Here is a 25,799-nt window from a genome sequence, read left to right as displayed (position 1 = left end):
TCCGGCCATGTTGAGGAAGCTTTTTCAGGCAATAATGAGTATACTAGCTTTAGAGTTTTCCCCTAAGAAAGGAGCGGCTTCATGAAGTTTAGGATGATTGCTGGTTTTGCAATCTTTTTTATCATCTATTCGTTGCTTGTTTTATATATCGGCTGGAATGGCTGGATTTGGCTTGATTCAGCCGGGTCGCCAATGCCTCCCGTCCCGCTGTATGGTGCAATTGTTTTCATACTGGCTTTCTCCTATCTCCTGGGACGGGCGAAGTTCAGGATGCCGATTTTCACAATAATTGGTTCTTACTGGTTTGGCATCTTGCAATATGCGCTTTTCCTGTTGCCGCCCGCGAACCTTGCTGGATATATTCTAATAGAAACTGGCCTTCCCTCCAGTAAGGCAATTTTTTGGACAGGCCTATTTGTGCTTGCTGCCTTTTCAGCTATTTTCGTATACGGCACTTTTAACGCCTACAGCCCGGTTGTCAGAAAGTATTCCATTACCATTCCAAAACAGGCCAGCGGGCACAAAAAGCTGAAAATCGCGATGGCTTCGGATATGCATTTTGGCAATTTATCCGGGATTAGCCACCTCCGCAGGCTAGTTGAAAAAGCGAACGGGATCAAGCCGGATATTATCCTTTTGCCTGGTGACATTATCGAGGACGACCCGGAACCTTTCATCCGCAAAAAAATGGGTGAAGTGATGAAGGAGTTATCCGCCCCGCTTGGCGTTTACGGAGTACTTGGCAACCATGAATATTATGGCGGGGCCATCCCGGAGTTTGTCCGGGAAATGGACAAGGCCGGCATTCAAATCCTTCAGGACGAAGTGGTAGAAATCGATGAAGCATTCTTCCTTGCCGGCAGGAAGGATAAAACTGATAAATTCCGTCAAAAACTGAGTGACCTTTTGGCCGCAACGGACCCGTCCATGCCTATTATTATGATGGACCATCAACCAGCCGAGGTTTCAATCGCAGCCGAAAATGGCGTCGATCTGCTACTATGTGGCCATACGCACAGGGGCCAGATGGCACCCAACCATTTGATAACGAGAAAATTATTTGAAATTGACTGGGGCTATTTGCAAAAAGGGGACATGCATACGATTGTCTCATCGGGATATGGCTTTTGGGGCCCGCCCCTTAGGCTGGGGAGCCGCTCGGAGATTATCGAAATCGATGTAACGTTTGCCGAGGAAGCCGAACCGCACTACAACAAAAATGAAGGAGCCATCCTCTGACCGTGAGGGGCTCCTTTCTTTTTCCCTGTACTTTACTTTCGCTTTAAATTGATGAAATACATCTCTTAACCTGCATGTTATTCAGCATGTTTCATCTCCTTTCAAGGCAATCTACTATATTGTTCTCTGCCATTTTGGGAACTTTTAATCACTTAGTGGGACTTGGTGTTGGCTTGCCATTTTGGGGGCTCGTGGTAGACGCGGCCTCTTTTTGTGCCGGTATAGGGGAGATTCATGGAGGTGAGGATCCAGTATGCTTTTTTATCGTTATCCAGCTTTAAAAATCGATTCAATTCGGAATTTGTTAAATTTGGTGAAATTAATAGGAAGTAGTCCTTAATTGCTTCCAGATGAGCCGTTACCGAGGGATTCCCGCATTGACTGCAATGGCATCTCCCGTAATGAAGCTTCATCGAAAATGAAAGGCATGTGGAGCAATGGATTCCAGGAAGGATTTCTGTAGTGGATATAGTGAAGTTTTTAAGAATGTCAGGACGGTGTGGTGTGTGCTTTGAGAGGATGTTCTTTTTAAGCTTTTTGAATTCATTTAATGATAAATATTCTTTCTTATGCTGCTTTTCGATTTCAGAAACTATTTCAACCAGGCGTATTTCATGAATGACTTTTTTGAAAACTTCGTAGTAACCCGTATCTGCCTTTAGCTTTGAGGAATTGTTGCTCATAACGACCAGAAATTCGATGGGAATGTCGGAGAAATTATTTTTTTTGAGCCATTCTCTTAATCTTAGTGTCTGCAGTCTGGCTTGGGAAATCGGGTTAGTATATACGGCTGTTTTACCATCCTTCTCCTGAAAAACCTGGCAAAAATTCTTGTCAAAATGGATTTCGCCGCCCCAATTCTTGATTTCCAGGATCAACGCGAAGAACGGTGTAATTAAAAGCGTGTCAATTTGAAAAAAGAAACCGTTGTTTTTGAGGCGTAATCCTTTAAAAATCATGAATTTCTCTTTGTCGAGGAAATTAAGGTAATAATCAACCGATTTTTCACCGTTGTACCCCGCTTTTTGGGTGCGTAACGACTCCTCAACCTCCTTTCTCCTTGAATGGCCGCTCGGCAGCCTCCTTAATAGTGCCTCTAGCATCAAAATAATAAGTGGAATTACTCTTTCCAATGCAATCAAACTCGTTTCCTCCTTTCTATCTGTTCCTATTCTAGCATTTTTTGTAAAAACATGCCGAATTTGACGGTCGAGTTATGAAATATTTTTGCGGATTTGCGTTTTGGAAAAGTTATCGAAAGTTTCGGAGCACTTATCGAAAATTTATTGAATTTATCCCCCACTTTTTTGTACTTATCGAAAATTTCAGCCTTGATATCGAAAACTGTCACTTTTCCGCCACATTTACAGCACGCCGCCTCTTGGTTAACCACACTGCCAAGGTGGCAACAGGTGAACGAACTGCCAGTTTGTTAAGACCATTCACTTCCAAACAGGGCATCTGCCAATTATACTGGCTGGCTCTTCGGCAACCCGCATGCAAAACCATTTGTGAATGAAAACCCTGTTGGAAAAAACCTCGCCCAAATCACTGCTGCACACGCTTTTCAACATAGCTGGCCCTTCGGCAACTCGCATGCTACACCCTTGTGAACGAAAACCCTGTTGGAAAAAACCTCGCCCAAATCGCTGCACACGCTCTTCAATCCAGCCGGCCCTTCGGCAACCCACATGCAACACCCTTGTGAACGAAACCTGTTGAAAAAAACTTCGCCCAATCGCATTAAAGCTTCCTTAACCATGAAAAAGGAGGCCGTTAATATGGCCTCCGGCATCAATTTTTCATTTTCGGATCAAGTACATCACGAAGCCCGTCCCCCATAAGGTTAAAGCCAAGGACCGTCAGCATGATTGCCATGCCGGGGAAAAACAAGGTCCACGGAGCATGCATTAAATAGTTTTTCGAATCCGCAAGCATCCTTCCCCATTCTGGTTCTGGCGGCCGCGCTCCCAATCCAAGGAAGCCTAGCGCCGCCGCTTCAATGATAGCTGTGGCAATCGCAAGCGTCGCCTGGACGATGATAGGCGTTATGCTGTTCGGCAGGATATGCCTGAACAGGATGCGGCTGTCCTTCATCCCGACCGCCTTTGCTGACATGATATACTCCTCCTGCTTTACACTCAGTACCTTTGACCGGACAAGCCTCCCGAAATTGGGAATATTGATGACTGCAATCGCAATAAGCGCATTCCGCAGAGACGGGCCAAGGATTGCGACAATCGCGATTGCAAGGAGGATACTTGGAAAAGCAAGCAGGATATCAAATACACGGGATATCAATCCATCCACCCAACGCCCATAATATCCAGCAATGACTCCTAAAAACGTCCCGATTATCGCAGAGGCCAAAACGGAGAAAAAGCCGACCCATAAGGAAATCCGCGCGCCGTAGAGAACCCTTGAAAGAATATCCCTGCCAAAGTCGTCCGTCCCGAACCAGTGTTTTCCGGATGGTGGCAAAAACCTGTCCGCAAGAACCTGATCCCGGAAACTGTATGGGGCAATATAAGGTGCCAAAGCAGCAATGGCAATAAAGAATAATACAATGAAAAGTCCAATGAGCGCGAGCCTGTTTTTCCGGAACGAATGCCACGCTTCCTTCCAGGGGGATGCCACATCCTCTTCAACCATTTGAGGGGGCACTTTGCCCGTATGTTTTGCCAGTTCCGCCACGTTCTATCCCTCCTATCTCAATTGTATTTGATGCGCGGATCAACAAACGCGTATAAAAGATCAACGATTAGATTGATCAATACAAAAATCCCCGCAATAATCAAAATACCGGATTGGATGACAGGGTAATCGCGATAACTGATTGCATCGTATAAATAGCGTCCTATTCCGGGCCAGCCGAATATCGTTTCCGTCAGGATGGCGCCACCAAGCAAAAGTCCTGTCTGAAGCCCGATAATCGTCATTACCGGAATGACGGCATTTTTCAACGAATGCTTGTAGACGACCCAAAACATTGGCAATCCCTTTGCCCTGGCCGTACGGATGTAATCCGATTTCATAACTTCAAGCATCGAAGACCTTGTCATCCTTGCAATGATAGCCATCGGAATGGTTGCAAGTGCCATACTCGGCAACATAAGATGCCTTACCGCCACAACAAATTGGTCGAACCGCCCTTGGAGCAATGTATCCAACAAATAAAAATTCGTTATTGCCGTTATTGGATCCCTTACATTTTCCCTGCCGGTTGTCGGAAGCCAGCCTAGTTCGATTGAAAAAAGCCATTGCCCCATCAAGCCAAGCCAGAAAATGGGCATAGACACACCGACAAGCGCAATGACCATCGCCGCGTAATCAAACCATGAATTCGAGTACCAGGCGGAAACAATGCCTGCATTCACCCCTATAATGACCGCGATGACCATCGCCGCGAACGCCAGCTCTGCGGTTGCGGCAAGATATGGCCAAATCTCCTGGTTAATCGGGCCCCTTGTCCTTAGTGAAGTTCCCAAATCCCCCTGGAAGAGGGATTTAAGATAGTCAAAATACTGTATGTACCATGGCCGGTCCAATCCAAGCTGGGCAGTCAGCGCTTCAATCGATTCCTTAGTCGCCCTTTGTCCAAGAATGACCTGGGCCGGATCCCCTGGAATAGCATGTATGATTGCAAAAACGATAAGGGTCATTCCTATAAGGACGGGAATGAGTGATACGATTCGCCTTATGGAATATGTCAACATCCTTCCGCACCTCCTCTTTTCCTTTTTCCAAAAAGGTTCTTGCTGTTTCTTTCAAGCTGATTCATATCGGTCTTGGAACTAACTTAGACATTGTGTAAAACCTCTTTACGCCTCCATTTAAGGCCAAAAGGGGAGTAAACTCCCCTTTTAGCCGCCAACTTATTTAAACTCGACTTTCATGAGTGATTCAGAGCCTGTTGGGTGAGGAACATAGCCGGAAACCTCTTTAACAGCTGCGGAAAGTGGCCTTGAGTGGACAAGCGGTACCCACGGGGCATCCTCGTGGAGAATAACCTGGGCCTGCTTGTAAAGCTCCGCCCGCTTTTCCTCATCTGTCTCAGATTGGGCCTGGATTAAAATATCGTGAAGCTCGTCATTCGCATAACGGGAATAGTTACTTCCTCCAATGCTGTCCTTATCCAGGAGTGTGTACAGGAAGTTGTCGGCATCGCCGTTATCGCCTGTCCATCCAAGCATGAACGCATCAAATTCGCCTTTTTTCGCTTTGTCGAGATATGTTGGCCAGTCAACAGACTTAATTTCCGCCTGGACGCCAATTTTGCTGAAGCTTTCCTGGATAATCTCGGCGACCTTTTGCCCTTCAGGCATATAAAGGCGCGCTACCGGCATCGCCCAAAGTTCCATTTTAAAACCTTTCTCATAACCAGCTTCCTTCAGCAATTCCTTTGCTTTCTCCAGATCATAAGGATACGCTTCAATCTCTTCGTTGTACCCCTTGATTGACGGAGGCATCGGGTTTTTAGCAGGCTCAGCCATACCGGCATAGAAAGCCTCGATAATAGACTCCTTATCGATCGCATGGTTCAGCGCCTGGCGGACAAGCTTGTTGTCAAACGGTTTCCTTGTTGTCGTAAAACCAAGGTAGCCGACGTTCATGGATGGGCGTTCAATCAGCTGAAGTTTCTCATTGCCTTCAACCTGGGCAACTTCCGCATAGTTCAAGCCGTCCATCATATCGATTTCTCCATTGGCAAGCGCATTAAGGCGGGCAGTATTTTCAGGGATAACCCGATAAATGACTTTGTTCAATTTCGGGAAGCCTTTTCTCCAGTAGTTTTCATTCTTAGCAAGGGTAATGGTGTCATTCTCTTTCCATTCAACAAACTTGAATGGGCCGGTTCCAACCGGGTTTTTCCGGTAATCTTCACCGTACTTTTCAAGGGCCGCCGGACTTGCAATCCCGAAGCATGACATCGCCAGGTTTACTAGGAAGGTTGCCTGTGGCCTTTTTAGAATGAACTCGATTGCATGCTCATCCACAACCTTAATTTCTTGGATGACATGGCCTTCGTCTCCCTTATAGCCGCCAAACATTGTATAGTAAGGGAATTGGTCTTCATTTCCTCCCGCCCAGCGGTCAAAATTGTATTTTACCGCCTCGGCATTGAAGTCAGTGCCATCATGGAATTTCACACCTTTTTGCAGGTTGAACGTATAGGTAAGAGAATCATCGGATATTTTCCAGTCCGCTGCCAATCCAGGCTGAGTGGATGTATCGCTGTCGCCGAAGCTGACCAGGGTATCATAAATATTTTCCGTTACTTTGAAGGTCTCGCCTTCCGTTGTTGTAATCGGGTCAAGCGTTACCGAGTCTCCGCCGCGCGCATAAACCAGCGTATCCTGCTTTGGCCCGGTATCTCCCGAGGATTGATTTTTCCCGCTTGAGGATTTCTTTGTTCCTCCCCCGCTGCTGCAGCCAGCCAGCAACAACCCAACCGCCAGCAGCGCAATCAAGAGCACCTTAAGATTTTTGTTCATAGCCTTTTTTACCCCCGTTTTCTAATTTTAAATTTATCACTCCCGCCGCATTTCCTTAGCCATAAAGGTGGCATGCAACGTAATGACCATCATTCTTAATACCTTCCGGCCGGACTCTTGTGCAAACTTCCATACAGGCCGAACATCTTGTATGGAACGCGCAGCCGGACGGAGGATTGGCGGGGCTTGGCAACTCCCCTTCAATCAAAATGGTTTCTTTCTTCAAATCCGGATCCGGAACCGGTACGGCGGACAAAAGTGCCTTCGTATACGGGTGCATCGGATTTTCGTACAATTCCTCGCTTCCCGCGAGTTCAATAAGGCGGCCAAGGTACATCACCCCGACCCTGTCACTGATATGGCGGACGACTCCCAAGTCATGCGCAATAAATATATATGTAAGGCCGAATTCTTTTTGGATATCTTTCATTAAATTCAATACTTGCGCCTGGATTGAAACATCCAAGGCGGAAACCGGCTCATCTGCAATAATTAGTTTTGGTTTTGTCATAAGCGCCTTCGCGATGCCGATCCGCTGCCTTTGCCCGCCGCTGAACTGGTGCGGGTAGCGCCTGGCGTGAAAGCTGCTCAGCCCAACGACCTCGAGCATTTCCTTCACCAGTTTCCTCCGTTCCTCCCTCGAACCAATTCCATGGACAATCAAAGGCTCTTCCAAAATTTCTTCAACTGAATGGCGTGGATTCAAGGATGCGTACGGATCTTGGAAAACCATCTGAATGTCCCTGCGCACTTTTCTTAATTCTGACTGTGTCATTCTCGTAATCTCTTTATCTTCAAAAAGAATCGACCCATCACTTGCCTCAATCAATCGCATAAGCAGGCGGCCTGTCGTCGATTTTCCGCAGCCGCTCTCCCCGACAATCCCGAGTGTCTCTCCCTTCCTTACATAAAAGGACACATCATCGACCGCTTTTACCTCGCCGACCTTCCGTCCGAACAAACCACCGGTTATTGGGAAATATTTTTTTAGGCCGTTTACTTCAAGAAGTAACTCTTGCATTTTCCCCGCTCCTCTCACTCGTTTCATATAAAAAGCAGCGGACTTCATGCCCTGGCTGTCCCATTTTATACAAGTCTGGCGTCTCTTCCAGGCATCTCCCAAACACCTCCGCGCAACGGGGGGCGAATCTGCACGTATTCGTAATCGTACCCGGCCTTGGCACATTGCCGGGAATGCTGTACAGACGATCTTTTTTCATCCTCAAGTCAGGAACCGACTTCAGGAGTCCCCGCGTATACGGATGCTTCGGGTTTTTTAAAATTGTCCTGACATCGCCTTCTTCCACAATCTGTCCCGAGTACATGACGATGACACGCTCACAAATCTCCGCGACAACGCCGAGGTCATGGGTAATTAGGATAACGGTTGTATCTGTTTTTTCATTTAAATCCTTCATCAAGGCAAGAATCTGGGCCTGGATCGTTACATCCAGCGCGGTAGTAGGTTCATCCGCGATCAAAACCTTCGGGTTGCAAGCCATCGCCATCGCAATCATGACCCGCTGCCGCATTCCTCCCGAAAGCTGGTGGGGGTATTCCTTCAAGATGCCTTCCGCACGCGGTATTCCTACTAATTGCAGCAACTGCATACAGCGCACCTTCGCTTCCGCCTTTGAAAGGTTCGTATGCAGGCGGATCGCTTCGGCCAGCTGGTTTCCAATTGTGAATAAAGGGTTTAATGAGGTCATCGGTTCCTGGAAAATCATTGAAATTTGATTTCCGCGGATTTTCCGCCACTCTCTCTCCGGGAGTCCAGCAAGGTTTCTCCCTTCAAAAACAATTTCCCCATGCTCTATTTTGCCTGGCGGGGAAGGGATTAACCCCATAGCCGCTAGGGATGTCACACTTTTTCCACTCCCGGACTCGCCGACAATGCCAAGTATTTCTCCCTTTTTCACTTCAAAGCTGATGCCGTCAACGGCTGGAAGCAGCCTTTTACCGGTTTCGAAGGACACTTTTAAATTATTTATTTTTAAAATCGCATCTTTCTCCATTTTGCCGCCTCCGCCTTAACTACGTAATTTTAATAGAATATTTTAATTTTACTAAATTTATAAACTATTATGACATTTAGATTTTCCTATGTGTGTCTAAATTTGTCAAACATCTAAAAATTTTCCCAACATAATTCACCCTTTAATATGGAATGGAATAATAGGTTTTACATGGAAGGTGAATTGGGCTGATATGATAACTAATTGATGGAACCGGAGAGGTTTTTAAAAGGCCTTCCATGGCGGGAGGTTTTTTTTTCCAAAAGACTGAAATGAATACCGAAAACCCCAATCACACAAACTAATTCCCGAACAACAATAAAAAGGAGTGAGTTTTGTGAAAAAGAGTTCCAAGGTATTGCTTTCAACTTTATTGCTTCTCGGCTTGGCTGGCTGCGGCGCTGATAATAACGATAACAGGGTGCAGACAAACAGGGCTAGAATTAATAATGTTGGCGACAACCAGCAGCTTCGCGTATCCGACAGGGCGGCCCGGGCTGTTGAGCGGATGAAAGAGGTTGACAGGGCCCATGTTATCATTTCCAACAACAATGCCTATGTCGCAGTACGAATGAATGACAATAATGGGCGGAATGGTGCCGGAACGTTTAACAACGGAAATGTCAATGATAACAACGATGGAAATATGCTTGACAACGGCCGGATTAATCAGCATGGCGATGACGGCATCATCAATGGCAAAGGCGATGCCGGAAACAAAAACCGGAACGGCAATGACGGAATTTTCGGGAATAGAAATGATGGAAACCGTGATGTCGGATATGGTCCGGGTGGAACTGGTGGAATCGGCAACGGAGACGGATTGGCGGGGGAATTTGGTAATAACAACGGAAATAATAACAATCGCGGCTTTGGGAACGACAACAACCGGGATGTTATCAGCGATCCGAACTATACAAGTGTCAATACAAAGTTTGAACAGAAAATTGCGGACCAGGTTCGGAAGGCTGACAGGGACATCCATAAGGTCTATATATCCTTCAACCCTGATTTTTATGACACGATGACCGGCTATGCCAATGATATAAATGATGGCAGGAATCGTGACGGCTTGTTTAACGACTTTACAGGAACAATGCGCGGAATTTTTGGAAGGTAAAATAGGGCGGGTGGCATGATTGGTGCCGCCCGCTTTTTTATGAAGATTTTATTATAAAAAGGCTATAAGTTATGGACCGCGAATGTTAGGTTCCTTTCTGGTGCGAACGGTCCTTATGTCACTCCTATGACCAATCGTCGGAACATTTTTCGGTTGATCGGTCTTTAGGCCGTTTACAAAGTTAGGCAATCAACCCCGTTTTTTTGATAAAATCGCAATTGTGCTGATAATGCAGAAAGTTCCGAGCCATTCTTCAAAGCCAAACGGGACATTCAGCCAAATGACGGATACAAATGCCGCGGAAAGAGGCTCAACGGAAGCGAGCAAGCTTGTTTCGGAAGCGCTTATGTATTTCAGGCTTTCCAAATAACAATAGAAGGCAAGCAGCGTTCCGAAAATAACAACGAACAGGACAGCAAGCAAGGATCGGAACGAAATGGTTCCTTCAAACATCCAGGGAGGGTTAATGAAACTGAAAAATAGTCCACCTATGACCATCCCCCATCCTGTTACGGTAATGGAGCCCCATTTTGCAAGTAGCTCCCTGGGCTGAAGCGTATAGAAGGCAAGCGTGACCGCGGATGCGATTCCCCAAAAGACGGCAAGGCCGGAAATCGACAACGTCCCGATATTTCCCTTAGTCACAAGAAGAAGAGTTCCCACGAGTGCGAGAATAATCGCCGAAATCTCCAAACCGGTAGGGAGTTTCCTTCCCTTAATCGCCAAATACGCTGCAATCATCGTTGGGGCAAGATATTGCAAGACTGTCGCCGCCGCGGCATTTGAATGGTCGATTGCCGCAAAGTATGTATACTGTACCGCGAGCATTCCGAGAATACTGAATAAAAGGAGGGCCCCGGCATCGCGCCTGCTTTTCCAAATGCCGGTCATTTTGGCTGGGTCCTTCACGCCGCCAATGGCCATCAAAATTGAACCAGCGAGAAGGAGCCTGATATCAACAAGCCAAGCCGGACTGAAGCCCTGCCTTTGAAATAAATATTGGGCAACCGTTCCCGATATTCCCCATAGCGTCGCCCCAATAAGCACAAGGGCAATTCCCTTCCCCCTGACGTGTGGCATGGCCAATTGTTCCGCCTTCACCTGTTGCTTCCCCCTTTTATCCTCTGTATAGGTTCATGTTCTCTTAACCATTCAGAATTTTCAAGGGATTTCTTTTTAAAAACAACTGGTCTTGAGTGAGGAAGGGAATCAATCTTCTTTTAACGCCCGAAGGAACCGCTGGCCAAAGCCGTTCGGGCTTTAAATCTGCTTTTAACGCCCGAAGAACCAGCCGGCGACAGCTGTTCGGGCGTTAAATCTTCTTTTAACGCCCGAAGGAACGGATGACCCACGCTATTCGGGCTTTATATCTTCTTTTAACGCCCGAAGGAACGGATGGCCAAAGCCGTTCGGGCATTAAATCTTCTTTTAACGCCCGAAAGATCGACAGCGACCCTTTGAATGATGCAGAATGCAACACAACTCTTACTTTTTCATTCCCGTGTAAATATGGATTGCATCGCGAAGAAATTCTGCTGTTCCCGGCTGATTCTTGTCATAATATTGACGGAACCGTTCATCGTCGACATACATTTGGGCAAGGTTGGCATGGGCTTCGGCGTTGTAGTTTCCCCAGTAGTGCATTAGCCATTTTTTATGCAGGCCAGCCGCTTGTTGTGCAAGTTCACCCGCGGGATCGCCGCCCGTGGCAATGGCATCCGACAGAAGAAGCATGATTTGTTCAGCCAGCCTCTCCGCCTCGCGATGCTGTTCCTCTGTCATCCCCTTGACCTTCGCATACGATTGTTCAACCGCTTCTTCCCCATATTTTTCTCGGATTTCTGTTCCATACTTTTGTTCATTTTCTTCAATCATTTTTTGTTTGAAGCCTTCGAATTTCTCCTTATCGTTCATCCTTGTACCTCCTTCCGCCATTTCAATCGTTTTATCCACATTTGCCAGCAAAAGATCCAGCTGGCGCCTTCTTTCAAGGAGCTTTTCACGGTGGTCCTTGAGCGCTGCAATGCCGTCAAATTCAGGGGAATGTAAAATCTCTTTTATGGCTTCTAGGGAAACATCAAGTTCCCGGTAGAACAGGATTTGCTGCAGTTTGTTAACCTCGGCCTCCCCATAAATCCTGTATCCGGATGAATTGATTCTCGCCGGCTTGAGTAGACCGATTTCATCATAATACCTTAACGTCCTTGAACTGATGCCAGCCAGCTTTGCCAGCTTTTGGACCGAATATTCCATACCGTCACCTCCTTACAATTACTGTACACGTTAACGTTGCGTAAAGGTCAACCCCCTTATTCGAAAAAATACATCCATTTTTATTCTCTCAAAAGGCAAATAGTAGTTGACAGAACTTTCCCATATTATAAGATATGTTTAGAGGCACGAAATAAAATGGAGGGATGTTAAATGAACAAAACAATTGAAAAACGCCTTACCCGATCCGAGGTTCCCGAAGAATTAACTTGGGATTTGTCCAGCCTTTTTTCAGGCATGGATGCCTGGGAAGCTGAACTTGAAAGCGTAAGGGAAGACCTGAAAGCTTTTGGAAAATATAAAGGAAAGCTTGGAACCGGCGCATCTGTTCTATTGGAATGCCTGACCGCGCAGGAACGCCTGGCTATGAAGCTAATCAAAGTGTTGACCTATGCAAGCCTTAACCAATCATCCGACGGCACGGATCCGGTCAACCAGGCAAATTCCGCCCGGGCCGCCCAGGTCAGGACAGAGGTAAATGCCGCACTTTCGTTTATTGATTCCGAAATCCTTTCCCTCCCTGAAGGTGCCATTGAAGCTTACATAAACGAGGAACCAGGACTTGAAGCCTTCCGGAAAAACCTTCTAGAACTCCTTGATACAAAGAAGCACCGGCTTTCACCGGAAACCGAGGAAACGCTTGCTGCTCTGGGGGAGGTCCATTCAGCTCCTTATACGATTTATAACCTGAGCAAGCTAGCCGATATGGAGTTTTCGCCTATCCAGGATAAGGACGGAAATGAATTGCCTGTTTCATTTGCCTTATTTGAGAACAGGTATGAGTTCTCAGCTGATACCGATCTCCGCAGGAAAGCATATGATTCTTTTGTAAAAACACTGAAGCAATACAAAAACACAATTGCCGGAACATATGCTACCGAAGTAAAGAAGCAAGTTACTCTTGCGCGCCTCCGGAATTATGAATCCGTTACCCATATGCTCCTTGAGCCACAAAAAGTGACCATTGAAATGTACAACAACCAGTTGGATATCATTTTCAAAGAGCTGGCTCCGCATATGCGCCGCTACGCAAAATTAAAGAAGGAAGTCCTAGGCCTGGATGAATTGAGATTTTGCGATCTGAAGGCTCCTTTCGACCCTGAGTTCAATCCGGAAACGACCTATGAAGAAGCAAGCGAGATTATCATGGAATCGCTTAAAGTGATGGGGCCGGAATACAGTGAAATTATTAACCGCGGCTTTGAAGAAAGATGGGTGGATCTCGCCGACAACGTCGGAAAGTCGACCGGGGCGTTTTGCTCAAGCCCTTACGGCGCCCACCCTTACATCCTAATTACCTGGCAGAACAATATGCGCGGTGCGTTCACGCTCGCCCATGAATTCGGCCACGCGGGCCATTTCTACCTTGCGAACAAAGAGCAGCGCATCATGAATACCCGTCCTTCCATGTATTTTGTCGAAGCGCCGTCAACGATGAACGAGATGCTGCTTGCTCAGCACCTAATGGACAAAACCGAAGATGCGCGGATGCGCCGCTGGGTCATCCTGCAATTACTTGGAACCTACTACCATAACTTCGTGACACATCTGCTTGAAGGCGAATTCCAACGCCGCGTGTATGCGTTCGCCGAAAAAGGCGGAGCACTCACTGCGAAAAAGCTGACCGAAATCAAGGGAGACGTCCTCTCTGAATTCTGGGGAGACAGCGTTGTCCTGGATGAAGGGGCAAGCCTGACGTGGATGCGCCAGCCACATTACTACATGGGACTCTACCCATATACGTATTCAGCCGGCTTGACCGCCTCAACAGCTGTAGCGAAACTTATAAAAGAAGAAGGCCAGCCTGCCGTTGACCGCTGGCTTGAGGTCCTTCGCGCGGGCGGTACGATGAAGCCGCTTGAATTGATGAACCATGCGGGCGTCGACATGTCCACTCCGCAGCCAATCAAGGACGCAGTCGCCTATGTAGGCTCCCTTATTGATGACCTTGAAAAGTCTTATGATGGACATTAAGGTCGTTAAAACAAAAAAAATGAAGGTCCATGGGATTTTTCCATGGGCCTTCTTCTTTTAAAACATATTGAGAGAGTTTATCACAAGCATTCCAATTCAATGCTGACTGTCGTGCCGATTCCCGCCTGGCTGTCAATTTTCATCTCTCCCCCATGCTCCTGAATGATTTTATTGCTTACAGTGAGGCCGAGTCCAATCCCTTTGTCCTTCGTCGTATAAAAAGGAGTCCCGAGATACCCAATAATCTCAGGGTCAATGCCAATGCCTTCGTCCTTGAACTGGATAAGGACCCGGTTGCTTTTAATGAGTTTAACCTTTATATACACATTTCCTCCATCCGGCATTGCTTCAATGGCATTTTTAAGGAAATTTACAAATACCTGTTTCAACTGGTTTTGACTGCACAACAACTCGAGGTTTTTAGCCGGATAATTTGTCTTGACCTGGACATTGTGGAGCAAAGCCTGCGGCTGGAGGATGTTAATCGTACTTTCAATGATTGAGTACAGTTGCCCCTTTTTAAACTCAATTGCCTGGGGCTTGGCCAGTGACATGAACTCATTCACAATGATATCAATCCGTTCAAGCTCATTTTGAATGATCTCCAGATATTCTTCTTGTTTCTCCGAGGAAGTTCCTCCGTGAAGGAGTTTCGAAAAGCCCTTCAGTGACGTAAGCGGATTCCTGATTTCATGGGCAACGCCGGCCGCAAGCTGGCCGATGATGGAAAGCCGGTCAAGATTCCTTAGCGCAGCTTCATTGCGGACACGGTCTGTAATATTCCTGGCAATTGCAAGGAACGTTTCAATCTCATTGCTGTCATTATAGATCGGCGAAACATTATATTCGAGGTAAATTGTGTCGCCCTGGACAGTCCTCATTTCTTTTTCAAATAAGATAGGCTCTCCGGTCCTTTCATATTTCTGGAGAAGGATACTAAAGGAAGCCGCTTCTTCCGCCGAAATAAAATCATAAAGGCTCCGTCCCACAATTTGTTCCGGCGGCCTTCCAAACCACTTTTCATGCGAAGGGGAGGCAAACAGGAAAGTTTTCTTTCGGTTGTTTTTAAAAATACTAATCAGGTCGGTCGTATTTTCAATGATCAGCCTGTATAGCTCCCTGCTTTTTTTCAGTTCCTTTTCGAGTCTTATTGATTCAGTAATATCACGGAAAATTCCTATTACCGCCGCAACATTCCCGTTTGAATCCTTAAAAGGGGAAAAGGAGGCGGCGATATAAAGAATCGTACCGTTTTTATGGTAGCCTTCCGTTTTAAGGTTGGTGAATGTCAACCCCTGCTTTACCTGCTCCAATATTTCGGCATCCCTTCCAGGATAGCCAAATTCATCAAAATTTTTCCCAAGCAGTTCATGTTCCTCATAACCAAAAATGGCCGTGTACATCGGATTTACCCGTAGAAAACGGTTGTCCATGTCCAAAATGATAAAGCCATCCGGGGTGCAGGTGAAGAACAGGTCGGCCAGTTTTTCGGAGTCGATATTCATCATTCCGTTCTTTTTGCCGAAAATAGGGTAGCTTTTGGACATGGCACTTTCCTCCTAATAGTTGAAACTACAATCCACATAGAGGCGGCTGCCTGGTATCGGGACGTTTTATGGATAATCAGCAATTCAATTTAATTCCATTTTAACCAAAGTGGTGCCGCATTGTCGATAAACGATTGAGGATAGAAAAAATAAAAAGTGCCTAAAAATCCGTACTCGGTTTTTTGGCACTTTCCTTTTTATAATCGATGAGGCAAATCACCTATGGCTGAAATACTTTCCTGTAAAAATCAGTGTCAAGGATTTTCGCAGAGTAATGAAATTTTGCCTGGATAATGGACGAAACGGATTGGATGTACTTCTCATCAACGGAAGTGTTGCCTGTCGGAGTAAATTCCCCCGTAACAGAATTGTACTTTCCCCGGTCCGTTATGAAGCTTTTATCAACAAACATGACCAGCGGTTCCGAGTTGGAAAAAATGTCTCTTCCCATCAGTAGGCGCGAATCGTATTCGAGCCCGAGTAAGTTTGATAACGTTGGGATGATATCAAGGCTGGAGACAGGCTTATCAATTTTTTCCGGCGCCATTCCTTTTGCATATAGAATGAAGGGGCTTTTGTACAGTTCAAACGTTTTATCAACTTTGTGTCCGGCCAATTCATCAATTGTTTCAGCAGAAAGTCCATATGGATAGTGGTCAGCACTCAGCGCAATTAGGGTACGATCCGCTACCCCTTTTTCTTCCAGCCTTTCGAGTAATTGTTCAAGCGCCCGGTCTAGTTCAATCTGAGTGGCCAAGTAAGCCTTAGCCTCAGCCGATAAAGTAACCCCTTCAACCTTTTTTTTATTTTTCCAGGCAATATAATTCCCGGAAAAGTTATATTGCATATGACCGCTAACTGTCATGTAATAGGTGTGGAACGGCTCGTTACCGATATAATCCGGTACTGTCTTTTCTATCATTTCAAGGTCTGATTCCGGCCAAGTCACCTTCACATCAAGCCCGTTGCCGACGGCTTTGTATTCATAGCCCATATTTGGATGCGATACGTCTCTTCCGTAGTATGAATACGTGTGGTTATGGTAGGCCCTTGTTTCGTAGCCCAGTTTCTTTAGCTGGTTTCCCATTGTAAAGGGCAAATAATTCCGGCCTGACGCCTTAAAGCTCCATATGCCGCTTTTCGGAATCAGCCCTGTACAAGCAACATATTCCCCATCGGATGTGCTTACTCCCCAAACTGGATTATAAAAGTTTGTGAAATTATATCCCTCATGGACAAGCTTATACAAAGTGGGGGTAATCTCCTTGTTCACAGCGTAGGGCGAAAAACTCTCAGCCGTAATAAAAATTAAATTATATCCTTTGAATTTTCCTGTATATCGGTTTTTTTCAGTCGGTTCTACCAGGTTGAAATACGTATACATTTCCTTCAACTCATTGTTCTTTTCTTTAGCCGCGAGTTGTGCGAAATCTATATCCATCACATTATAGTTCCGGGCGTCATCTTCCCCTGAAGGGCCTTTCGAAGGGGGCCCGTTTCCTGAAGCTCCTGCGGGTTTTTTTACCGAAACGGCAAGCTTTGGCTCCCAGCCGGACAACTGCCTCTGCATGTCAAGCCGCATCGTGGTGAGCAGCCCAAGCCGATCAACCGAAAGGAGAGGCATGCTACTTTGGTAGTAAAGGTCATATGCTGAATTTATCCCTTTTCCACTGGCCTTCAACGTGCCAATTCCGGCCAATTGGACGAATACTATGCAGGTTATAATGGATATCCTGTTCAACTTGTCCTGCTTTTGAAAAGATAAATAACGCCCTACAAATAAAAAGAGCATTGCGGGCATGAACAATAAGGCTAGCCATACCCCATTTTTCCATGCCAGTGTTCCGATGTCCTTCCAAAACTCGGCAATCTGTCCGCCATTCCCGGCCGAGTAGACTGTATAAAAGGTTTTAAAGAACTTGAAGTAAATAAATTGCGATACGTACAATAGGGAAACAAGCCCAATCAAAAGAAACGAAACCGCAAATCCCGCCCTGCCTTCCATAAAACAGGTAATGAAATAGATGAAGAAGGCTATACCGAGCATGAAAATGGCCGCCAGCAGAAAATCCCTGAGCTGAATTGCCTGAAAGACCCCTTCCCTAAAAACGAATTCCATGAATAGTAGTGAAAAAAATACATAAAAAAGAAGACCATCCCTCTTTACAAACTCCCCCATGTTCCCCACCCTTTGCCTCATATGCCGTACAGAGTTCCTCCTTATCTGCACTGGCTGCTTTAAAAGTATACTCGGGCAAACAGAATAAAATTACTGCTAAAAGGATGGGGCCAGCTTTCTCAGTCAATGTTTCTTTTCCGCTTAGATGGGGATAAGAAATAAAGTAGCAATTTATTGAAGGAGGGGCAGATATGGGATCATTGGATGACAAAGTGGCCTTTGTTACGGGGGCAAGTTCGGGCATAGGGCGAGCGGCCGCAATAAAGCTTGCCGAAGAAGGAGCAAAAGTCGCCTTAGTTGACGTAAAAGCGGAAAACGGTGATGAGGTTAAAGGCATCATAGAAAAAAAAGGCGGCAGCGCGATTACCGTGGAATGCGATGTTTCAAAGCCGGATGATGTAGAAGCCGCATACAAAAAAACACTGGACGAGTTCGGAAAGCTTGATATTGTCTTTGCGAATGCAGGTATCAATGGTGTGATCGCTCCAATCGAGACACTCGCCCCCGAAGATTGGGACGAGACGATTACAACGAATTTGAAAGGTACCTTCCTGACCGTCAAATATGCGATTCCCTACTTGAAAGGTGAGGGCGGCAGCATCATTATCACAAGTTCGATTAATGGCAACCGAATTTATAAAAATTTTGGTTTTTCCGCCTATAGCACTTCAAAAATCGGCCAGACTGGATTCGGAAGGATGGCGGCCCTTGAACTTGCCAAATACAAAATCCGCGTAAACACCATTTGTCCGGGAGCCATTGAAACAAACATTGATAAAAATACCTTCCCGGCCGAAGATGAGCTGGAGGAGATCAAGATTCCGGTTGAATACCCGGAAGGGAGCCAGCCGCTCGAAAATGGCCCCGGAAAACCGGAGCAGGTCGCTGATCTTGTTTACTTCCTTGCTTCCTCACTTTCTAGCCATATTACCGGTACCGAGATTTACATCGACGGTGCGGAATCACTTTTATAGGAACAAAATGCGGAAGCGCCTTCGCGACAAGCACAAACCGCTTGTCACTGCGGTGATTATTCTAGGGAGCTTTCCTTAGTGGTCAGCCCCGACAAGCTTAAGACGGGGCCCGCAGGACACTGAATGGCATCCCTGAATTCGCCCACGCACGAAGGAAATGCGAGCATTTCCGAGGACGGGCCTGCCCTCCGGAGGGAACCGGCTTAAGACCTCGAGGGGCTAGGCGCTCCTCGGAAAAGAAAAACACTTTTCCTTCGTGCGATGCTATGCTGCCGTAGCTTTCCTTGTGGAGCTGGATTACAATAACTTTTTTCGATTTATCCACAAGGTTAAATTTTATAAATTCCTTAGCTAATAAAAAGGCAGGCTCTATCGTGGCCTGCCTTCCCTTTACTCTTCTTTAAAATTGACTTCGCCAATCCCCAAATTCGAATCGATTACAATCACAGTGTCAGAATCCTCAAATGCCTTGTTCACATAAACATTGTTACTTTTTTTGGTAAAGCCCTCCATATCCACTTTGCCAATCCCTTTATCTGTGGTGAGTTTAACCCCTACGTCCTTTGGCAATATGACTGTCGTTTTGCCAACTCCGAGATTCAATACTGTATGGAATCCTTTTTCCCGCTTGCCGCCAAGGTTTATTTCAATATCCCCAATGCCGCCGTCAACTTCAAGATTGGACAATTCAACATCCCGCAAATCAAGCTTTGTATCGGATACGCCGGCATTTACCCGAAGATCGACCGGCACTTCATCTGTTAAAGCAATCTTCCAATTGTTCTCCGCTTTGCCAAAGCTGAAATTCCAAAATCCATTCTTTTGTTGCTCAATGACTGCCTTTCCAACTTTCCCGGAAAGACGGTAGGAAAGCTCAGGCTTGAACTTTTTATTCTCAACAACTGTTCCTTCAAGCCATTCATCCGCGCCACCGGTTACTTCAAGCTTGCCAACGCCTAAATTCATTTCAACCTCGAGGCTTTTCGCCTTATCCTTTTCAACAAGGAAATCTTTTTCTTTGCCTCCGCCAAAAATGGCTCCCATTGCGTACTTTGCCGTAAAACCGAGAACGGTTGCGATTAGTAAAACGACCAACAACTTTTTCATCCTTTATTCCCCCAACCTACGTTATAGTTTCATATTAATATAGTTGTTGGGTTTCGAATACAGCCTCGTGCCATATTTTTCTATAAGGCTTAGGTCTTAGAAGGAATCCGGCTTTTAAGTATAGGATAAAACGTCTGGAAAGATAGGAATCGGGGCTCAGAGTACGTTTTTAGATCGGTCTGTGTCCTGTAAACCAAAAACCGCTGCCCTTTAAAAAAGCAGGAACTCCGCAAAGTTCCCGCACGCTTACTTATACTGTCGCCAAATTATTCTTTTTTTCCAAATCAAGCAAAAATCTCTTCATATCCAGGCCTTCACGGAACCCGGTCATGCTGCCGTCTTTACCGACCACTCTGTGGCAGGGAACAACGATCAACACCGGGTTTGCGCCGATTGCCGACCCGACTGCCCGCACGGCGGTTGGCTTGCCGATCCGGTTGGCAATATCACTGTAACAAACTGTCTCACCGTAAGGAATTTGCCTTAGTGCTTCCCAGACACTTTCCTGGAAGGCTGTCCCCCTGCTATCCAGTTGCATGGTAAAACCCATTCTCCGTCCTTCAAGATACTCGGAGAACTCCGCTTGATAAGGCTTCAGAGGCTCTTCCATCTTGATTAGCGTCGCTCCACGGTACCTTTTTTGGATAAGCGCTTCACATTCCCTGTCGCCATTTCCCGGTGACCCCGCATAACACAGCCCCTTTTCTGAGGCCGCAAGCAGCAAAGGCAAAGATTCATTCTCAAAAATTCCCCAGTATATTACCTTCATGTCCTGTCGTTCCTCCTCCCAATAGGGACCATATTAATCCAAGAAGTAAACTCTCGCCTCAAACGGTTTTAGCGTAAACTCTTTCTTTAACTTGCTTTCATGAATAGAATAGTTGCTTATCGCAAGCCTGCTCGTTTCATATTGGATGGATGTAGGCATCTTGAACCGGGTCGGCGTCCCGTGGAAATTGCAGATAATGATAGCATTTTTCCTCCCCAATGTCCGCGTGTAAACGAAAAGCTTTGGATGGTTTGGATGATACAGTTCATATCTTCCGTAAACAAATAGCGAGTTCTCTTTTCGGAGCCGGATGAGCTTTTTATAAAAAGAAAGGATCGAATCTTTATCGGAAAGCTGGCTTTCAACATTGATTTCCCGGTAATTCGGGTTTACCCCGAGCCAGGTTTTTGGCCCTGTCGTGAATCCCGCCATATGGGAATCATTCCATTGCATCGGGGTTCTCGCATTGTCACGTCCTCGTTTCCAGATGATGTCCATTATTTCTTCGTGCGGGCGGCCTTTAGCTGTTTCCAGTTTGTAATAATTGATCATGCCGACATCATTATAATCGTCGATCGTAGGAAACTTGACGTTTGTCATCCCGATTTCCTGGCCTTGATAAATAAAAGGTGTTCCTTTCATGAGGAAGTACATGGCGGCCATCATTTTGGCGCTTTCCTTCCAATACCTCCCGTCATCCCCCCACGTCGAAACACGGCGAGGTTGGTCATGGTTTTCAATAAAGAGGGCGTTCCAGCCCCGGCCCTCAAGTCCTTTTTGCCATTTTGTCAAAACGCGTTTGAGCGCTTTCACATCCACTGAATCCTTTGCTTTTTTATCCCAAAGGTCAAGGAATTCGAATTGGAAAATCATATTGAAATGGCCATTTTCCTCTCCGACCCATTTATCGGCGTCTACCACTTTTACACCGTTTGCCTCTCCTACCGTCATCACATCATAGTTCTTTATAGTCCTTGCTGAAAACTCGGATAGGAGCTCATCGATCCCATTTACGTTCATCATATAGCCAAAGCACGGCACATTGTCAAGATTGTTCGGGTTTGGCATATCCGGGAAGCCCGGCTGTTTTTTAATATGGGAGATGGCATCGACCCGGAATCCGTCAATCCCTTTATCCAGCCACCAGTTCACCATGTCGTACAACGCTTCCCTGACTTCAGGATTTTCCCAATTCAGGTCAGGCTGCTTCTCTGAAAAGAGATGCATGAAATACTGTCCGGTTTGCCCATCATATTTCCAAGCGGAGCCGCTGAAAATCGATTCCCAGTTGTTCGGCTCTTTCCCGTCTTTTCCATCCCGCCAAATATACCAATCCCGCTTTGGATTATCCTTTGATGAGCGGGATTCGATAAACCAGGGATGTTCATCGCTTGTGTGATTAATGACCAAATCAAGAATCAGTTTCATTCCCCGCTTATGGACTTCCTCCAGTAATTCATTAAAATCATCCAGTGTTCCGAATTCTTCCATAATATCCTGGTAATCTGATATATCATAGCCGTTATCATCATTCGGCGATTTATACATCGGGGATAGCCAAATGACATCAATCCCCAGTTCCTTCAGGTAATCTAGCTTAAGAATGACCCCTTGCAGGTCGCCAATCCCATCGCCATTGCTGTCCATAAAGCTTCTGGGATACACCTGGTAAGCGACACTCTCTTTCCACCACTTTTTGCCCATTTCCACACCTCGGAATAAAGAAAATAGTATCTATCTAGTTTAGAAACATCTAAATTAAAAATCTCAATAATTGTAGCATATTTCCAGTAATCATACATCGTATCCCCTTAAAGTTTCAAGCTATGGGAAAAAGAACCACAAAAACGCCAGCCCTGGTTAGAAGGCTGGCCATAAATCTATCATTTCATAATTTCCTGTTCTGCAAGCAATTCAAGCGACTGTTTTTTATGGATATGATAAAGCGGATTTTCGGGATCATTTGCAATCGCGTTTTCAATCGCGTCGATTGCCTCCCTGTGCTTCCCAAGGGACCTTAAGCTGTTTGCCTTGTGGAACGAAAAGTCATACCTGTTCGGCTGCAATGCCAGGAGCTCGTCCATTTCGTTCACCGCTTCTTGATGCCTGCCCAATTCACGGAGGTAATTTGACTTATGGTACCTGTAGAACGTTTCCCCCGGCGCGATTTCAATCGCTTTGTCATACTCGGCCAAGGCCTCTTCCAGCTTTTCCATGAGTCTTAGGCAATTTGCCGTGTAAAAATAAAAATCCAAGTCAGAAGAATCGATGGCGAGCGCCTTGTTGTATTCGGCAAGCGCTTCTTCATACCGTTTTAGTTCCTGCAGGCAATACCCTTTATAAAAATAATAGTCCATGTTTTCCGGATTTCGGGAGTGGCCACCATCGAGTATGGCAATGGCATCATCATAGCAATCTTTAAGATAAAGCGCCTTGGCTTGTTCAATCAGGCTATCCTTTTCTTCAAAAGTACCTGAGAGGATGCTATACACCTTTTCCTGCCCAAGCTCCTGCGCATGCTGAAGTGAGGATTTTCCGTCCCTGTCTTTTTGATGGGGATTTGCTCCGGCTTTTACGAGCAGTTCGATAATCATAGAGTAAAGCCTTCCGCCATTCCCCAAAATGACTGCCTCTAAGAGTGCAGTCCAGCCAAGATTATTGGCATGATCGACCGGAATCCCTGCCTCGAGACACCGCTGGACTGTTTTCAGGTATCCTTTTTCACTCGATGGCAGCAATGCCGTACCGCCAAAACGGTTCACTTTGCCCAAATCCACACCATAGTTAAGCATTACGCTGAGAATTTCATGAAAGCCATTTGCACCAGCGCAAATGAATGGAGTAAGCCGTGTAATGTCCCTTGTATTCACATCACTGCCGGCATCCAACAGTATCCTCACAGTCTCAATCTGGTTTTTCTGCGTGGCCGCCATCAATGCTGTGCGCCCTTCCTTATCCTTAAAGTCGACGCTTGCACCTTTTAGTAAAAGATCCCGGACTGCAGCCGTATCCCCATTTTCACTCGCAGAAATCAACATTTCATGAATCATTGTGTTTTTCAAACTCTGTTGCACCTACCCTGTCAGCTCTTTTATAAATCTCCATTTTAACAAATTGGTTATCCCACTACGCGCAATCTTTTCGGATTATTATGATCTCTAGTATATTTTATCAGGAATAGGCGGGAATTCATTAAATATGCCCGACGGCATTGCAAATTCAGCACCTCGATGGAGCTGGCCCATTTAGTTTAGAAAATGATTCGATTAATTTTTAATTAATACGCCTATTATTTGATTATTTTCTTTTAGGTTTTACCATATCTAAACTTATTTTTGAGTTATCAACAATGTTTAAATTTATAAACTCCTAAAGAGCAAAAAAGGCAACCACAGAGCTGGTTGCCTTCAGATCGTTTATGACATTATGCAGGCTGCCTTCCATCTGCCTCTTCCTGGAGCGGATCTTCCGCCTGTGTGGCACGTTTATTGAAAAACGCGAGGACAAGCGCGACAGCGGCAATGAATGTTGCGATTAGGAACGAGAAGTTAATGCCGTGCAGCATTGCCTCTGTAAAAACTTGCTGCTTCATCTGGGCAAGGACTTCTGGACTTGCCTGTTCGGCCAACTTCTCCATCGCTTCCTTCCCCTGCGATTCCGTCCGGTTCGTCATAATAGTAACCAACAGAGCTGTTCCGATTGCGCCGGAAACCTGGTTCATTGTATTGTTCATCGCTGTTCCATGTGGATACAGGCGGGGTGGCAGTTGGTTCAGTCCATTTGTGGAAACAGGCATCATGACCATCGACATCCCAATGCTGCGCACCGAATACAAAATGAGGAGATGCGTATAAGAGGTTTCCAATGTAAGCCGGCTGAAATCATACGTTGTAATGACAATAATGGCCAGGCCGATTATCGCAAGCATCCTCCCGCCAACTTTATCAAAAAGGCGGCCGGTAATCGGCGACATAACCGCCATCAAAATCGCTCCTGGCATAAGCAGCAAACCTGCATCCATCGGGGATATGCCTCTTAAATTCTGAACATAAATAGGAAGAAGGATCATCCCCGAAAAAAGCGCCATATTCACAACCATTGAAATGACAGACGCAAGGGCAAACGCCGGATAGCGGTAAACCCGGAAGTTAAGGAACGGTTTTTCAAGCTTGAGCTGGCGTAAAATAAATACAATCAACGACAGGATTCCTATAATGATTGTTCCATAAACGTAAGGGCTGTCCCAGCCTTTGCTTCCTGCCGAGCTGAACCCGTAAAGGAGGCCTCCAAATCCAATGCTCGACAACACGAGCGAAGGGGTTTCAAGCCGTATATCGACCTTTTCTTTTTTATCACGAAGGAGGAAAAAACCTACCAGGAGGATCGCAATCGCGATTGGCGTTACAAAATGGAAGAGCATTCGCCAGTCGTAATGTTCAATAATCCAGCCTGATAAAGTTGGCCCAATTGCAGGGGCAAACATGAGGATTAAACCAAAAACCCCCATTGCGGTCCCGCGTTTTTCAATCGGAAAGCTGACTAGCATGACATTCATCAACAGCGGCATAAGGATGGCCGAACCCGAAGCCTGCAGCATCCTGCCTGTCAGCAAAACCGGGAAAACATGCGCGGTACCAGCGACAATGGTTCCGATTGCGAACAGGCTCATCGCCGCCAGAAATAGCCGTCTGACAGAATACTTCTGAATCAGGAAAGCTGTGGCGGGAATAAGGATGCCGTTGACAAGCATAAACCCTGTCGTCAGCCATTGGACAGTCGGCGGCTCGACTTTTAAATCACTCATGATGGAAGGAAGTGCGATATTCAGCAATGTATTATTCAAAAAGGCAATAAAGGCGCCAATCATTAGAACGGCTAGAATTCCATAAGGCGGCCTGCCGTGTTTATTTATTGTTTGGTCCATAGTTGTTCCTCCTGTATACTAGCGGTTCATAATTGTAGACCATCGTTACACATGCACTTTATCATATACCATCGGTCTAAAATATTCAATAATAAAATTCCGCTCTATTACTGGGCTTTTACACTATTTTTCAAAAGTATAGTATACTTTTTATACAGGCAGTATAATAAGGCCGGGTGATAAAA

19 protein-coding genes are annotated in these 25,799 nt (G+C 45.9%); 4 read left to right on the top strand and 15 right to left on the bottom strand.

Going from position 1 to position 25,799, the window contains the following annotated elements:
- Positions 1–81: 81 nt before the first annotated feature.
- Positions 82–1,239 (top strand): metallophosphoesterase, encoded by a 1,158-nt coding sequence (locus V1499_RS03575; RefSeq protein ID WP_409273874.1) that lies wholly within the window; start codon positions 82–84, stop codon positions 1,237–1,239.
- Positions 1,240–1,391: 152 nt separating this feature from the next.
- Here V1499_RS03575 and V1499_RS03570 read toward each other — a convergent pair whose 3' ends face one another.
- The 6 genes from V1499_RS03570 to V1499_RS03545 all read right to left on the bottom strand — a co-directional run bounded on the left by V1499_RS03570 (position 1,392) and on the right by V1499_RS03545 (position 8,749).
- Positions 1,392–2,381 (bottom strand): nuclease-related domain-containing protein, encoded by a 990-nt coding sequence (locus V1499_RS03570; protein ID WP_409273872.1) that lies wholly within the window; start codon positions 2,379–2,381, stop codon positions 1,392–1,394.
- 652 nt (positions 2,382–3,033) lie between these two features.
- A complete protein-coding gene (locus tag V1499_RS03565; RefSeq protein WP_409273871.1) occupies positions 3,034–3,933 on the bottom strand; it encodes an ABC transporter permease in 900 nt (299 codons plus the stop codon).
- Between the two features lie 17 nt (positions 3,934–3,950).
- Entirely contained in the window at positions 3,951–4,955 is a 1,005-nt protein-coding gene (locus tag V1499_RS03560) for an ABC transporter permease (protein WP_409273869.1), read from the bottom strand.
- Between the two features lie 159 nt (positions 4,956–5,114).
- Positions 5,115–6,734 (bottom strand): ABC transporter substrate-binding protein, encoded by a 1,620-nt coding sequence (locus V1499_RS03555; protein WP_409273868.1) that lies wholly within the window; start codon positions 6,732–6,734, stop codon positions 5,115–5,117.
- A 55-nt stretch (positions 6,735–6,789) separates the two neighbouring features.
- Positions 6,790–7,755 carry an ABC transporter ATP-binding protein gene (locus V1499_RS03550; protein WP_409273866.1) on the bottom strand — a complete coding sequence of 322 codons (966 nt, stop codon included), beginning with the start codon at positions 7,753–7,755 and terminating at the stop codon, positions 6,790–6,792.
- On the bottom strand, positions 7,736–8,749 hold the full coding sequence (locus V1499_RS03545; RefSeq protein ID WP_409273864.1) for an ABC transporter ATP-binding protein: 1,014 nt from the start codon (positions 8,747–8,749) through the stop codon (positions 7,736–7,738). The genes V1499_RS03550 and V1499_RS03545 overlap by 20 nt, the downstream gene beginning before the upstream one ends.
- A gap of 337 nt (positions 8,750–9,086) precedes the next feature.
- Here V1499_RS03545 and V1499_RS03540 point away from each other — a divergent pair, with 337 nt between their 5' ends.
- Positions 9,087–9,869 carry a YhcN/YlaJ family sporulation lipoprotein gene (locus V1499_RS03540; RefSeq protein ID WP_409273862.1) on the top strand — a complete coding sequence of 261 codons (783 nt, stop codon included), beginning with the start codon at positions 9,087–9,089 and terminating at the stop codon, positions 9,867–9,869.
- A gap of 189 nt (positions 9,870–10,058) precedes the next feature.
- Here V1499_RS03540 and V1499_RS03535 read toward each other — a convergent pair whose 3' ends face one another.
- Complete coding sequence (locus V1499_RS03535) at positions 10,059–10,970, bottom strand: EamA family transporter (RefSeq protein ID WP_409273860.1); 912 nt, start codon at positions 10,968–10,970, stop codon at positions 10,059–10,061.
- Positions 10,971–11,354: 384 nt separating this feature from the next.
- Complete coding sequence (locus tag V1499_RS03530) at positions 11,355–12,122, bottom strand: MerR family transcriptional regulator (RefSeq protein WP_409273858.1); 768 nt, start codon at positions 12,120–12,122, stop codon at positions 11,355–11,357.
- 171 nt (positions 12,123–12,293) lie between these two features.
- On the opposite strand from V1499_RS03530, the gene pepF reads away from it, so the two are divergent.
- A complete protein-coding gene (gene pepF / locus V1499_RS03525; protein WP_409273856.1) occupies positions 12,294–14,114 on the top strand; it encodes an oligoendopeptidase F in 1,821 nt (606 codons plus the stop codon).
- 80 nt (positions 14,115–14,194) lie between these two features.
- Here the strand turns inward: pepF and V1499_RS03520 are convergent, their stop codons facing one another.
- Both V1499_RS03520 and V1499_RS03515 read right to left on the bottom strand, forming a co-directional pair.
- Positions 14,195–15,661, bottom strand: a complete 1,467-nt coding sequence (locus tag V1499_RS03520) for a PAS domain S-box protein (RefSeq protein ID WP_409273854.1) — start codon at positions 15,659–15,661, stop codon at positions 14,195–14,197.
- A gap of 220 nt (positions 15,662–15,881) precedes the next feature.
- Positions 15,882–17,840 (bottom strand): LTA synthase family protein, encoded by a 1,959-nt coding sequence (locus V1499_RS03515; protein WP_409273852.1) that lies wholly within the window; start codon positions 17,838–17,840, stop codon positions 15,882–15,884.
- A gap of 191 nt (positions 17,841–18,031) precedes the next feature.
- Here V1499_RS03515 and V1499_RS03510 point away from each other — a divergent pair, with 191 nt between their 5' ends.
- On the top strand, positions 18,032–18,814 hold the full coding sequence (locus V1499_RS03510) for an SDR family oxidoreductase (protein ID WP_409273850.1): 783 nt from the start codon (positions 18,032–18,034) through the stop codon (positions 18,812–18,814).
- A gap of 390 nt (positions 18,815–19,204) precedes the next feature.
- On the opposite strand, the gene V1499_RS03505 is transcribed toward V1499_RS03510, so the two are convergent.
- The 5 genes from V1499_RS03505 to V1499_RS03485 form a co-directional block, all read right to left on the bottom strand.
- A complete protein-coding gene (locus V1499_RS03505) occupies positions 19,205–19,921 on the bottom strand; it encodes a toast rack family protein (RefSeq protein WP_409273848.1) in 717 nt (238 codons plus the stop codon).
- A 250-nt stretch (positions 19,922–20,171) separates the two neighbouring features.
- A complete protein-coding gene (locus V1499_RS03500) occupies positions 20,172–20,690 on the bottom strand; it encodes a methylated-DNA--[protein]-cysteine S-methyltransferase (RefSeq protein ID WP_409273846.1) in 519 nt (172 codons plus the stop codon).
- A gap of 33 nt (positions 20,691–20,723) precedes the next feature.
- Complete coding sequence (locus V1499_RS03495; RefSeq protein ID WP_409273844.1) at positions 20,724–22,394, bottom strand: alpha-glucosidase; 1,671 nt, start codon at positions 22,392–22,394, stop codon at positions 20,724–20,726.
- Positions 22,395–22,573: 179 nt separating this feature from the next.
- On the bottom strand, positions 22,574–23,752 hold the full coding sequence (locus tag V1499_RS03490) for an ankyrin repeat domain-containing protein (RefSeq protein WP_409273843.1): 1,179 nt from the start codon (positions 23,750–23,752) through the stop codon (positions 22,574–22,576).
- A gap of 362 nt (positions 23,753–24,114) precedes the next feature.
- Positions 24,115–25,614, bottom strand: a complete 1,500-nt coding sequence (locus V1499_RS03485) for a DHA2 family efflux MFS transporter permease subunit (protein ID WP_409273841.1) — start codon at positions 25,612–25,614, stop codon at positions 24,115–24,117.
- Between the last annotated feature and the right edge of the window lie 185 nt (positions 25,615–25,799).

This window comes from Neobacillus oceani, assembly GCF_046237595.1.
Lineage (GTDB): Bacteria > Bacillota > Bacilli > Bacillales > Cytobacillaceae > Bacillus_D > Bacillus_D oceani.
This window is presented reverse-complemented; position numbering and strand designations above follow the sequence as displayed.